This is a genomic window from Syntrophomonas zehnderi OL-4 (assembly GCF_000983115.1).
Classification (GTDB): domain Bacteria; phylum Bacillota; class Syntrophomonadia; order Syntrophomonadales; family Syntrophomonadaceae; genus Syntrophomonas_B; species Syntrophomonas_B zehnderi.
In genome coordinates this window covers 105,278-118,375 of sequence record NZ_CGIH01000032.1, presented here as the reverse complement: position 1 = coordinate 118,375, position 13,098 = coordinate 105,278, and the positions used below count along the sequence as shown (strand labels likewise).

Below are 13,098 nucleotides of genomic sequence, written 5' to 3'. Positions count from 1 at the left end.
AAAAGAACCGCCAATTTGTGGGTCGAACTTTGGCCGCTCCTCTGTAGCGGAAGCTTTAGCTTCCGGTGGGAAGCAAAGCTTCCCCGTCCGTATCGCGAACCATTTAGTAAGAAAATAGATTTCTAATAGACGCGGATAACGCGGATTTCCGCGGATTCACGCGGTTTTAATAGACACAGATAATCGCTATTAGCAGCATAATCGTAAATGCTCAAAAGAACCGCCAATTTGTGGGTCGAACTTTGGCCGCTCCTCTGTAGCGGAAGCTTTAGCTTCCGGTGGGAAGCAAAGCTTCCCCGTCCGTATCGCGAACCATTTAGTAAGAAAATAGATTTCTAATAGACGCGGATAACGCGGATTTCCGCGGATTCACGCGGTTTTAATAGACACAGATAATCGCTATTAGCAGCATAATCGTAAATGCTCAAAAGAACCGCCAATTTGTGGGTCGAACTTTGGCCGCTCCTCTGTAGCGGAAGCTTTAGCTTCCGGTGGGAAGCAAAGCTTCCCCGTCCGTATCGCGAACCATTTAGTAAGAAAATAGATTTCTAATAGACGCGGATAACGCGGATCTCCGCGGATTCACGCGGTTTTAATAGACACAGATAATCGCTATTAGCAGCATAATCGTAAATGCTCAAAAGAACCGCCAATTTGTGGGTCGAACTTTGGCCGCTCCTCTGTAGCGGAAGCTTTAGCTTCCGGTGGGAAGCAAAGCTTCCCCGTCCGTATCGCGAGCCATTTAGTTAGAAAATAGATTTCTAATAGACGCGGATAATGCGGATCTCCGCGGATTTACGCGGTTTTAATAGACACAGATAATCGCTATTAGCAGCATAATCGTAAATGCTCAATAGAATCGGCAATTTGTAGGGGCGGCCTTTGGCCGCTCCGATGTAGCGGAAGCTTTAGCTTCCGGTGGGAAGCAAAGCTTCCCCGTCCGTATCGCAAACCATTTTCATAGGTGGTTGTGGCCTGCGGCCATGGGGGGTTAGTAAGAAAAATCTCGTAATCAGTTGTTTACAATAAAGGCTATGAGCGGGTGCCGAAAAATTACCAGCCACAAGAACCGTCCCCCTGGTAATCCCAAGAAAAAAATTTTCTTTAGGGAGGAGTTTCGTATAATAATGTTTAATTATATAGGGAGAATATGTATATTATGAAAATTTTATGTAAGACTGGGTTGGATTGTAGGGGGGATTAGTATTCTATCTTTATATCTTGACATGAGAATAGTCTAATATCCGACCTGACAGTGCAGATTTTGCGCCGATTATGGGGAGGGGGAGACAAGATGCAGAGTATTCGCAGACAGATATCCAAATACCGGGGTTTACAAATGCTGTTATCTTTAAGCAAACCGCAACCGATATCACTGGGATCGATTCTGGAGGAGCAGGCCCGAAAAAGAGCATCCCACCCGGCCATACTTTATGAAGATCAGGTAATAAGCTACCGGCAGTTTAACGAGGAAGCCAACCGTTATGCCCATTTATTTAAACAGCAAGGCTTTAAAAAGGGGGATGTTATTGCCCTCTTGATGGATAACCGTCCGGAATACCTTATTGCTGTAGCCGGACTATCCAAATTGGGCATTGTAATCTCCTTGATCAATACTGGTGTAAGGGGAAGGGTTCTGGCCCATGCCATCAACATCTGCCAGGCTCAGGCCATCATCGTCGGCAATGAACTCCTGCCGGCTTTCGAGGAAGTTTATGATGATATTAACCTCCAGGAGCCGGGGCGTATATGGGTGGAAAACGACCATTGCACCCTGGAACCATCTGCAGTACCTTATGAAGAAATTAATAAGCTTCTACAGAATATGCCAACTGATAATCCCGCCACCACAGCCACCATTAATTCCGATGATCTGCTGTACTACATATATACCTCCGGGACGACTGGATTGCCCAAGGCTACGGCCAGCAAACATCAGAACTGGATTGCACTGGGGTTTAGTTCTGGGGGGTTGGGTCTAAGGATGCTGCCCGAAGATATCCTTTACAATTGTTTGCCGCTTTATCATAACAGCGGCTGCAATATCGCTTTTGCCTGTTTCGTGGTGCATGGCAGTACCTTTGCCTTGCGCCGCAAATTCTCCGCCCGCAATTTTTGGAAGGATATAAGAAAATACCAGGCTACCCACTTCATATATATAGGTGAACTGTGTCGGTATCTTAACAACCAGCCGCCGACAGCCGACGATTTAGACAATACGCTGGAATACATATTAGGCAACGGGATGCGCGGTGATTACTGGACGGCGTTTAAAAACCGCTTCGGCATCAAACATATATTTGAAGTCTACGGAGCCTCCGAAGGGGTGGCGCGGATTATTAACCTGAAAGAAATACCGGGAATGATAGGCAGGTTAAAAACTTTTGGGATTAGAACCGGCGAGGTAATCCGTTACGATCCGGAAAATGAAACCATCCTTAAAGACCAGCAGGGCCGGGTAATTAAATGTCAGCCCGGTGAAACCGGCTTGCTGATCTGCGAAATTAACGGCCGTTCGCCTTTTGCCGGATATGTGAATAATCCTGAGGCCACCGCGGCTAAAATTTTGCGTAATGTTTTTAATAATGGAGATCAGTATTTTAATACCGGCGATCTGGTCAAGGTGTATAAAGGTGAATGGGTATCATTTGTAGATCGTCTGGGGGATACCTTCCGTTGGAAAGGTCAGAATGTATCTACCAATGAGGTAGCCGATATATTAAACAGCTTCGGCAAAATTGAAGACAGTAATGTTTATGGAGTGCAGGTGCCTGGCACAGAAGGCCGCTGTGGGATGGCGGCTGTAAAACTTCTGGAAGGGGAAAGTCTGGATCTGGAGGCCTTTGCCTGGCATGTGTGTCAAAACCTGCCTGTTTATGCACGACCTTATTTCCTGCGCTTTAGAGATCAAATCGACTCCACCAACAGTTTTAAACAATTAAAAACGAAGCTGCAGCAAGAGGGCTTTGACCCCGGTATAATAAAAGATTCGTTATATTTTCTGCACCCGCAGCAGGAACGCTATATTGCGCTTAATGCAGATGTTTACCAGGAGATCATCGATCATAAAATCGCTTTCTAGTCCTCGGATTATATTGGCACAAGATATTTAGGCTAAATATTGAATACCAGAGGGGCGGGGTTATTAACAATCCCGTCTCTCTGACATTCCACTACTAACCCCTCATGGCCACAACCACCCCTATTAAAACGTGAACCGTCCCCCTGGTTGGCGGGTTTTTACCAGCCACAAGAACCGTCCCCCTGGTTGCGGGTCGATTTATTTGGTTGCGTGTAGTATTATAAATATATACTGAATATTTTGTCGCTTTGTTTGTGCAATTAGGGGTGATACGGTGATAACTCTTTCGCGTGAGAACAAATTGGAGACATTGTGGGATGATATCAAGCACAACCATGTCATACCTGAAGAAATCAGGCTGGAAACCGAGCAAAACCTGTTAAGGAACAGGCTTGAGCTTAATGTTGGTTTTTATAACCAACGGGTTAAGGAGGATGATCTGCAACAAAAGCTGGAGCAATCCTATGAAACGATTGCGCTGGTATCACCGTTGCTCAAAGATATTTCGTCCCGGCTTGACAAAAACACCCGCATGATCGTTACTGACCCGCATGGTGTTATCATATCCTGCCACAGCGATGATGTTATAGGTTATTGCTGTCCGGCGGCTGAATTGGTCAACAATAATCATGAACTGAAAGATTTGGTTCAAGCAGGCAAAGCGGTCGAGGTAAACTATGACAACGGCATCAGATCGCAATTAGTTCCCATCTTTGACGAGTCCGGGGAAATTCAGTTTTACTGGGGATTAAGCGACAGTCGGCCCATATCGGTGGAAATGTCTAATATACTTTATCTGGCCGCCCAACTGGTACAGCAAAGATATAAATACATGCTCATGATCGATGAATACACCAGTTCTTTCATGAACGCCATACCCGAGTGTGCGGTTCTGCTTGACGAGAACGCCCGGGTGATCAATGTTAACGCAGAGTTTTTAAGATTGCTGGCTATCCCCGATAAAAATGTATTCAAGGGTATGCATATCAGTAGTCTGATTGCCGCAACCAGCCCCGGTGATGATCTTTATGCTATTCAATCTGAGCACCGCAGCAGATTTAATTTACGGCTTTGGGACAATGAAATTCCCTGTCATGTGATATCCAAGCAGGTGATCAATACCCCTTACAGTGATCAAATGATTATCCTGTTTAATGAATTAAATGATCGGCTGCTGCCTGCCCAGCCCCCAGTGACCAGCCGATTACCTGCCAACGTTTCGCCTTTTGATACCATTATCGGCGACAGTGCGGAAATAAACCAGATCAAATCGATTGCTAAACGGGCCGCCAGGACGGCTGCCACGGTTTTGCTGGAAGGTGAAAGCGGTACCGGTAAGGAATTATTTGCGCTGGCTATTCACCAGGAAAGCCAACGAGTCGGACAGTTTATTGCGATTAACTGTGGTGCCATTCCTGCCGAATTAATTCAGAGCGAGTTGTTTGGCTATGAAGAAGGAGCTTTTACCGGGGCTAAACGCAGGGGCAGTCCGGGAAAATTTGAAATGGCTGACGGGGGAACCGTGTTTCTGGACGAAATCGGAGAAATGCCGGTGGACATGCAGGTCAGCCTCTTGCGGTTTTTACAGGACAAAACCGTAACCCGGGTAGGCGGTCACCAGACCAAAAAGGTTGATGTACGCATCATTGCTGCCACCAATCGCAACTTGCAGGATGAAGTTAACCAAGGTAAATTTAGAGAAGATCTATACTACCGCTTGAACGTCATTAATATTCAAATACCCCCTTTGCGGCAGCGCCGGGAGGACATCCCTTTGATAGCTGATTACCTGCTGGCTGAACAATGCCGGCAGAATAACCTGCCCCGACTGAAGTTAAAGCCCCGGGAAATAGAAATCCTGTCGGGTTATGACTGGCCGGGCAATGCCCGGGAATTAGCCAATACCATTGAACGCGCCTTTATTCTGCGTCAGGGTGAAGATTTAAATCTCGATAATCTACCCGGAAACCGGCCGACCAAAAATTCTAGCCGCCAGGAAATAAAAGAACACCTGGAACAGATGGAAAAGGAAGCCCTGGAGGAACAGCTACGCATCTATAATGGAAACATCACCCATACCGCTAACGCCTTAGGGATAACCCGACAGACCCTATACCGGAAAATCAAGGCATTTAATATTGACCGGATGCAGATTAAAAATGGTTAAGCCCGAGAAGCTTAAATAAAAATAGAAAAACCGGAAACCCAGCTGATTACAAGGCTGGGTTTTTTGTGTTAATTATGGCCGGCAGTTACACTGTATGATTGCTGTTACAGCGATAAGTGCGATATATACGTTGCTGGACAATCCAGGCTGATTACGATTACATTTTTTCCGGCCATGAGCAGGCGCAAAGGCCGCCAATTAGGGCATGTATAGTTGGCACATAAATTGCAATATTAATATACAACCCTCGGCGGGAAACGGGGCAGGATAAGGTTTAAGGTCTGTATACTAACGAACCGTAAGTGGCAGGTTAATCATAAAAGGGAGGTAATCAATAACGTGTCCAAGATTATTGCATGCTACAAATGGGTAGCTGATGAAGCGGATATCAGGATTAATCCAGATCAGTCGGTAGATATTACCAAAGCCAAAGGGAAAATAAGTGATTACGATAAAAATGCGATTGAAGCAGCCGTTGAAGCTGCCGGTAAATTAGGTGGTCAGGCCGTAACCCTGACATTTGGCAACGCAGGCGCGAAACCATCCATAAAAGATGCTCTGTCCCGCGGCCCGGAAGAAGCCTATTGGGTCAAGGCTGCTGAAGCTGACCAGGCTGACGGAGCTGTTACAGCTCGGGCTTTGGCTGCAGCCATCCAAAAAATCGGTGATTCTAGTTTAGTTATATGTGCGGAAGGTGCCAGTGACACTTACGCCCGCCAGATTGCACCCCGGATCGGGGCAATTTTAAATCTGCCGGTTATAAGCTCCGTTATTATAATGACGTTTGAGGGCAACAGTCTGGTGGCTACCCGCAAACTGGAGGATAGTCTGGAGACTGTAAAAGTTGAATTACCAGCCGTAGTAGCTGTATTGCCGGAAGCCAATAACCCACCGCTCCCTGGTCTTAAAGCAGTTATGGCCGCTGGCAAAAAACCCCTCACCGAATACTCGGCTGCTGATCTGGGTATAGATTTTAAACCCAGGAACCAGGTCGTTGCAGTCAAGGGTTATGTCATGAATCGCAAGAACATCATCTTCGATGCAGGCGATTCCGTCAGCCGGGTGAAAGAACTGGCTGCAGCCTTAAGAAAGGAAGGGGTTTTATAATGAGCGGCATTTATGTATATAGTGACAGACTAGAAATAGCCGCTGAACTGATCGGTTTTGCCAAAAGCGGCGGTCAGGCAGCTTATGCCTTGTGCTTCAGTCAGGCCGAGGCTGATCAATTGGCCTCAAGGGGTGCCGACAAGGTCATTTATCTAAAAGGAGACAGCCCTCTGCCGGAAAACTATGGTAAAGCCCTGGCAGATTATCTTAAAGAGCAGGATGCTGAACTTTTGGTAGTTGGCGCGACTGCCCGCGGCAGGGATATGGCAGCCCGGGTAGCTGGTTATTTGGATTGCGGAATGGTCAGTGATGTAGCCGCCTTAGACTACAGCAATGGACAGCTTAATACCGAGAGAATTATTTACGGTGGAGCTGTAGTCCAGAGCGAAACCATCAGCGGATTTTGTGTTGTAACTGTAGCCGGAGGAAAATTTTCACCTGTAAGCGGCCAGGCAGAAATAAAAACCGTTGCAGTTCAAGCCGATCCCCGGGTAACCCTGGTAGAAACCGCCCCCATTACCAAAGAGGGCGTTGACTTAAAACAGGCTGCCAGCGTAGTCTGTGTTGGTTTGGGTTTGGAAAAGGAAGCTGACCTTAAGATGGCCAGGGATTTAGCCGATGTGCTTAACGCTGAATTAGGCTGCACCCGTGGTATTTCCGAAGAAAGGCACTGGCTGCCGGTAGAGCAGTATATAGGTATATCTGGAGCCGTCATAAAACCGCAGTTGTATATCTCCATGGGCGTTTCCGGTCAGATCCAGCATATATTTGGAGTCCGTGATGCTCAGTTCATCGTAGCCATAGACAGCAATGAAAAAGCGCCTATATTCAAATTCGCTGACTACGGTATCGTGGGTGACATGTACGAAATTATTCCCCTGTTGACCGAGACATTAAAAGCTTAAGTTCCAACCATAATTAAATGGATGGTAGTCGTTAATCTGTCAAGCTGATAGTAGGTATGGGGTTATCTGACATACTGTTCTGATTTGTGACACTAAAAAGGGGCGAAGAGAAAATGAGTGAAGCCGACAAAATGGATGTAATCATCATCGGGGCCGGGCCTGCCGGCATAGCCTGTGCCTATATCCTGGCTCAGGCCGGCAAGGAAGTACTGGTCATAGAAAGGGCCGAAACCCCGGGTGCCAAAAACGTAACCGGGGGAAGATTATATACCTATGCCCTGGAAATGGTCGATAAGGGCTTGACCGAAGAAGCTGTTCTGGAAAGGAAAATTACCCATGAACAGATTATGATATTAAGCCAGGATAAAGCGATCAGCATCGATTATCATGATCCGAGTTTTAACCGGGAGGGGCAGGTTCCACAATCATACAGTATTTTAAGAGCCCAATTTGATGAATGGTTTGCTGCCAAGGCAGAGGAAATTGGGGCTATGGTAGCCTGTGGGGTCAAAGTAGATGATCTGATTGAAAAGGACGGTAAAATTATCGGCGTGGTGGCTGGTGAAGATGAGATGTATGCCGATGTAGTCATTGCGGCTGACGGAGTAAACTCTTTTATGGCCCAAAAGGCCGGGCTTATAAAAGATATTTCTGCTCATCAGGTAGGGGTAGGCATAAAAGAAGTTATAGAACTGCCGCCTGATACTATTCAGGAACGTTTCAACCTGAAACCGGATGAAGGTGCAGCCCGTATGATTTTAGGCTGCACAGAAGGAATTCATGGCGGCGGTTTCCTGTATACGAACCGGGAGAGCATCTCTTTGGGTTGTGTCTTGATGCCTGAGGAAGCAGCAGCGCACGGTAAATCCGTTCATGAAATTTTTCAGGATTTAAAAATGCACCCGGCTATATATCCCTTGATAGCCGGAGGTGAATCCATTGAATATGGTGCTCATTTAGTCAGTGAGGAAGGCTATCGGGGGATTCCCCAAAAAATATACCGGGAAGGATTTCTAATGATCGGAGATGCGGCTGGTTTTGTCATCAACACCGGTTATTCCATCAGAGGGATAGATCTGGCTATCGTCAGCGGGGTAGCCGCTGCCCGGGCAGTGCTTAATACCTCGGCTTCAGACCAGGTTGGCCCGGCCTACCTGCAGGAGCTGAAAAATATAGAACTGCTGCCCACTATGCAGGCGGTGGATGGTTATGCTGATTTATTAGCCATACCTCGCATTTATTCCAGCTATCCCCGGATAGCTGTCGGGGTATTTGAGCGCCTCTTTACCGTAAATGGTCAAAAACCGAACAGCCTCATCAAAAATACCAAAGAGGTCATCAAATCTAATGGAGTATCCATGTGGCAATTGTTCAAAGATGTTCTAAGGGGGTATAAATCGATATGAGCATAGAAAAAAAGACTGCAACAGAGCTTTTAAGTCTTAACCGTTTTAATGTTGATGAAGAAGTACCCCATATCGTACTCGATAAAAACATATGTGCCGGCTGTGTTGAAAAACCGTGTCTGCTTGTATGCCCGGCGGTGCTTTACAAACTAGATAAAAACGGCGAAATCAGTTTTGATTATGCCGGTTGTTTGGAGTGCGGTACCTGCCGGATCATGTGCAAGAACAAAGGGATTGTCAAGTGGGAGTATCCCCGGGGTACATTTGGGGTTAGCTTTCGGCAGGGATAAGACTGGCTGCGCACAGATTAGGTATTTAACTATGGGGGAGGGATGCTCGGGCTTATCACAGATAGCAAAGGATTAACGGCAATAAATTAATTGGAGGTTTTAGCATGTGGTATATGACTGAGGAAAGACAACTGATGTTGAATGTAGCCCGCGATTTTGTTCAAAACGAAGTAAAGCCGGTGGCTTTGGAAATCGACAAATCCTGTAGATTCCCGCTGGAGTTATTCAAGAGGGCTGGAGAACTGGGCTTTTTAGGAGTGACCATATCTGAGGAATACGGCGGATTAGGCGGGGATCAAACTACCCTGGCACTGATTATGGAGGAAATCGCCAAGAGCCTGCCCGTTTTGACCGTAGCCATAGGTGCTCACAGTTTATTGGCCGGGGGTCTTCTGGAAATGTTGGGAACTCCCGAGCAAAAGAAAAAATACCTGGCTCCGGCTGCCACCGGTGAAATCATGTTGGCTTGCGGCTCAACGGAAGGGGCTGGCGGATCCAACCAAGCTGAGTTCACCACCCGGGCGGTACTGGACGGTGATGAATGGGTTTTAAACGGCAACAAGGTATTAATCAGCAATATTGGTGTGGCTGATGTTTATATAGTCTTGGCGCTTACTTCCGACATTGATCCGGCTACCAAGTCGGGTATGAGCTGTTTTATCGTGGAAGCCGGTACACCTGGTTTTGTTATCGGGCAACCTGAACACAAATTAGGCTGGCATGGTTCCAATACAGGCAGTATTTCCTTCCAAAACTGCCGGATCCCCAAAGAAAGCCTTCTGGGGCCACTGGGCGGCTGCCTGCAGGCCATGTTTGTCAGCGCAACCGCGGAATTCTTAAGCTGTGGGCCGGTCAGCCTGGGCATGGCAGAAGGGGCTTATGAAATGGCTTTAGAATACAGCCTGGAGAGAATGCAAAAGGGTAAGAGCATGTTTGACCGTTTCCAGGTAACCCGCCACAAGCTGGTCCAAATGTGGGGAGAAATCGAATCCCTAAGGGCTTTGGTTTACAGCACCTATGCCATGAGGGATGCCGGCAGTATGGAACTGGCCAGAGGGCGCTTGCTAAAATGCAAAGGGGCTGAGGTGTCCGAATACGTTGCCCGCGAGGCCATACAACTGATTGGCGGCGTTGGAACCGTGGTTGACACCGGGGTGGAACGTTTCTGGAGAGATGCCAAGGTCATGGCTATCGGCGGCGCTTCAGTGGAGGCTCTGATGGATAATATTGCGATGTTGATAAAAAATAAAACGGTTTAATGCATAAAGCAGATGACCAGTCTGAATTAGTTGTTACTTCCGGCTTAAATAATAAAAAAGGGGTGTTTTAAGATGTATCCATATGAAAAAACATTTGACCACGTAGTAAAGGTTGATAAAGAGGGTCATATTGCTACCATAACCCTGGATTGCCCCCAGAACAGGAACCGGCTGGGCGAACAATTGATCGAGGAATATACCGATGCTCTGAACAATGTCCACTGGGATAAGAATATCAGGGCGGTTATCGTTAGAGGCACCGGGGATATATCATTTGGCCCCGGCGATCTGAAGATTATCCAAAGCAAGCTGGCCAATAGCCTGCCTGAAGGCCGCGAGGTAATGTATGAAATATCCCAGATGATTAAAAAAATGTATACTATTTCGAAACCGATTATTGGGCTGGCTGAAGGCGGCTGTATAGGTGGAGGCTGCAACCTGCTGCTTTCCAGCGATATAGTAATAGCATCCGAGAAAGCCTATTTCTGGCAAGTGTTCGTTAATTACGCCTTGTCGCCTGATACCGGCGGACTATGGGCATTGCAGAGACTGGTTGGGCCGATGAAAGCCAAAGCTATTGCCATGTGCGGAGAACCAATCGGTGCCCAAGAAGCGCTGGATCTGGGGATGGTTTATAAAGTTGTTCCCGCTGACCAGGCCTATGCAGAAGCCCTGGAGCTGGCCAACAAGATTGCTTCCAAGTCACCGGTGGGCGTAAACCATATCAAGCAGATCTCCAACCGTATGCATGATTATACTATGGAAACCTATTTCCAGGTTGAAGCCGATTACCTGTGTCTTGGGGCCCTCAGTGAAGACTTCAAAGAAGCCAATTTGGCTGATGTTGAAAAGAGGAAACCTGAATACAAAGGTTATTAAAGCCGTATTCAACGGACAATTTGCAGGTATAAACCTAACGGTACCAAAGGAGTGGAGGATGTGAAATTGAAAGACAGGGTTGCTATTGTTACCGGATCAGGCAATGGCATCGGTCGTGCCACTGCCATGGAAATGGCTCGTGAGGGAGCCAAAGTAGTTGTATCAGATATCGTTGTGGATGATGGCCTGGCAACTGTGGATATGATTAAAGAAATAGGCGGCGAAGCTATTTTTGTTAAAGTTGACATGGCGAGCGAAGCCGATATTGATAATCTGGTTACCAAAACCGTAGATACTTTTGGCCGGGTAGATATTTTAGTAAACAATGCCGGAATTTCCGGAGGATTGGCCTTCTTAACCGATATTACTGCCGATGATTGGGATCATTTAATGGCTGTCAATTTGCGGGGGCCTTTTCTAGCCAGCAAAAGGGTATTTGCTGAAATGGCCAAAAACGGTAAAGGTAATATTATTAATATTGCTTCAATGGCTTCCACCGCTGCGGGCCGGGGAGGGTTGCCGTATACCGCTTCCAAACATGGTCTTCTAGGCTTTACCAGACAGCTTTCCTTTATGGTGGGACAGGCCGGTATAAGGGTGAATGCTGTACTTCCCGGGCCTATAGATACGGCTATGATTCAGAAGGTACTGGCTGTTCCTGAACATCCCGTATGCATGAAAATCAAAGGTTCCCCCAGTGCCAGAGCCGGCAAGGCCGAAGAAATAGCCAAAGTCGTTGTTTTCCTGGCATCCGATGATTCATCTTATGTCCACGGGGCAGCTTTCGCAGTAGATGGAGGTTACACAATATTTTAATTACGTCATTCTAGTAGGGGAGGCTAAAGCCTCCCCTACAGTGGGTTTAAAAGGACTTTAAGATGTAGAAGGGCGCTACTGGTTTTCATTAAAGATTTGATTAAATTCGTCGTTAATCCTTAAAAAGGTCTCCAATATCAGCGGATCAAAGTACTCGGGCTTGGTGCGGCCATCTCCCCGGGAGATGATCTCCAGGGCCCGGTAATGAGAGAAGGGCTGTTTATAGGGGCGTTTGCTCCGTAAGGCGTCATACTGATCACAAATGGCTACGATCCTGCCCTCGATGGGTATATCCTCACCTTTTAAACCCAGTGGGTAGCCTGAGCCATCCCATCTTTCGTGATGGGTCAGGGAAATGGTTTCAATCATCTGGATTTTCTTGTGTTTGGAATTGGCCAGTATATTCGCACCCGTGATGGTATGCTTTTTCATGATTTCAAATTCTTCTGCGCTTAAAGGGGCCGGTTTTAACAATATATTATCCCCGACCCCGATCTTGCCGATGTCGTGCAAAGGAGCCGCAAAAGCGATTGAATCTATAAAATCCTGAGGCATGTTAAGCTCCTGCGCCAGCCGGGGCGCATAGATTCCTAAACGTTTATTGTGCATCCCGGTCTCGGCGTCCCTTAATTCAGTGGCCGCACTCAAACGAAAGACCAATTCACCGGTCAAATCATTAACCATGGCCAGTGCCTCGGATAGTTCCTGAGTTCTTTTATTGACGGTTTCCTCCAGCAGGACTTTATATTGCTGTTCCATATGCATGAGTTTGCATACCTGCACGGCTTTTTCCAAAACCACCAGGAATTGATTGATATCCAGGGGTTTAAGGACAAAATAGTCAACTCCCAGATTGATTAAATCCAGCAGGTAACTGGATTCATCATGGGCCGATATTACTATAATGACCTGCCGGGCGTGGGCAGACTTGATATGTTCCACCATCTTCACGCCGTTCATCAGGGGCATATTGATATCCGTTATGACCAGATCGTAAGTCATCTGACGGTATTTATCTAAGCCTTCCACCCCGTTTTCAGCGGTATCAACGTGGTTGAAAAAGGCGGACAATAACCTTTGGGTATGATTACGGAGTTCCCGATCATCTTCGACATAAAGTATTTTAAGGATCTGGGCCGCGTCTTTCAGCTTTTTAGTGTCTATCATCAGGTATTCTCCTTGTTTCC

10 protein-coding genes are annotated in these 13,098 nt (G+C 46.9%); 9 read left to right on the top strand and 1 reads right to left on the bottom strand.

Going from position 1 to position 13,098, the window contains the following annotated elements; all coding sequences use genetic code 11:
- Positions 1–1,294 precede the first annotated feature (1,294 nt).
- The 9 genes from AAV90_RS10130 to AAV90_RS10090 all read left to right on the top strand — a co-directional run bounded on the left by AAV90_RS10130 (position 1,295) and on the right by AAV90_RS10090 (position 11,911).
- Positions 1,295–3,082, top strand: coding sequence for a long-chain-acyl-CoA synthetase (locus tag AAV90_RS10130; protein WP_046498533.1), 1,788 nt, complete (start codon positions 1,295–1,297; stop codon positions 3,080–3,082).
- A gap of 274 nt (positions 3,083–3,356) precedes the next feature.
- Positions 3,357–5,249, top strand: coding sequence for a sigma-54 interaction domain-containing protein (locus tag AAV90_RS10125; RefSeq protein WP_052729726.1), 1,893 nt, complete (start codon positions 3,357–3,359; stop codon positions 5,247–5,249).
- A gap of 339 nt (positions 5,250–5,588) precedes the next feature.
- Positions 5,589–6,356, top strand: a complete 768-nt coding sequence (locus tag AAV90_RS10120) for an electron transfer flavoprotein subunit beta/FixA family protein (RefSeq protein ID WP_046498530.1) — start codon at positions 5,589–5,591, stop codon at positions 6,354–6,356.
- A complete protein-coding gene (locus AAV90_RS10115; protein WP_046498528.1) occupies positions 6,356–7,261 on the top strand; it encodes an electron transfer flavoprotein subunit alpha/FixB family protein in 906 nt (301 codons plus the stop codon). The genes AAV90_RS10120 and AAV90_RS10115 overlap by 1 nt, the downstream gene beginning before the upstream one ends.
- Before the next feature lie 86 nt (positions 7,262–7,347).
- Positions 7,348–8,667 carry an FAD-dependent oxidoreductase gene (locus AAV90_RS10110; RefSeq protein WP_242847539.1) on the top strand — a complete coding sequence of 440 codons (1,320 nt, stop codon included), beginning with the start codon at positions 7,348–7,350 and terminating at the stop codon, positions 8,665–8,667.
- Positions 8,664–8,957, top strand: coding sequence for a ferredoxin family protein (locus AAV90_RS10105; protein ID WP_046498525.1), 294 nt, complete (start codon positions 8,664–8,666; stop codon positions 8,955–8,957). Before AAV90_RS10110 ends, AAV90_RS10105 begins: the two co-directional genes overlap by 4 nt.
- A gap of 104 nt (positions 8,958–9,061) precedes the next feature.
- Positions 9,062–10,216, top strand: coding sequence for an acyl-CoA dehydrogenase family protein (locus AAV90_RS10100; RefSeq protein WP_046498521.1), 1,155 nt, complete (start codon positions 9,062–9,064; stop codon positions 10,214–10,216).
- A gap of 72 nt (positions 10,217–10,288) precedes the next feature.
- Positions 10,289–11,095 carry an enoyl-CoA hydratase/isomerase family protein gene (locus AAV90_RS10095; RefSeq protein WP_046498518.1) on the top strand — a complete coding sequence of 269 codons (807 nt, stop codon included), beginning with the start codon at positions 10,289–10,291 and terminating at the stop codon, positions 11,093–11,095.
- 60 nt (positions 11,096–11,155) lie between these two features.
- Positions 11,156–11,911 (top strand): SDR family NAD(P)-dependent oxidoreductase, encoded by a 756-nt coding sequence (locus AAV90_RS10090; protein ID WP_046498515.1) that lies wholly within the window; start codon positions 11,156–11,158, stop codon positions 11,909–11,911.
- A gap of 75 nt (positions 11,912–11,986) precedes the next feature.
- Here AAV90_RS10090 and AAV90_RS10085 read toward each other — a convergent pair whose 3' ends face one another.
- Positions 11,987–13,078: an HD domain-containing phosphohydrolase gene (locus AAV90_RS10085; RefSeq protein WP_046498513.1), complete on the bottom strand. Its 1,092-nt coding sequence runs from the start codon at positions 13,076–13,078 to the stop codon at positions 11,987–11,989.
- Positions 13,079–13,098: the final 20 nt, after the last annotated feature.

Coding starts and splice junctions, on each gene's coding strand:
- AAV90_RS10115 (WP_046498528.1), top strand. CDS start 6,356: ATGAGCGGCATTTATGTATATAGTGACAGACTAGAAATAGCCGCTGAA.
- AAV90_RS10100 (WP_046498521.1), top strand. CDS start 9,062: ATGTGGTATATGACTGAGGAAAGACAACTGATGTTGAATGTAGCCCGC.
- AAV90_RS10105 (WP_046498525.1), top strand. CDS start 8,664: ATGAGCATAGAAAAAAAGACTGCAACAGAGCTTTTAAGTCTTAACCGT.
- AAV90_RS10095 (WP_046498518.1), top strand. CDS start 10,289: ATGTATCCATATGAAAAAACATTTGACCACGTAGTAAAGGTTGATAAA.
- AAV90_RS10085 (WP_046498513.1), bottom strand. CDS start 13,078: ATGATAGACACTAAAAAGCTGAAAGACGCGGCCCAGATCCTTAAAATA.
- AAV90_RS10130 (WP_046498533.1), top strand. CDS start 1,295: ATGCAGAGTATTCGCAGACAGATATCCAAATACCGGGGTTTACAAATG.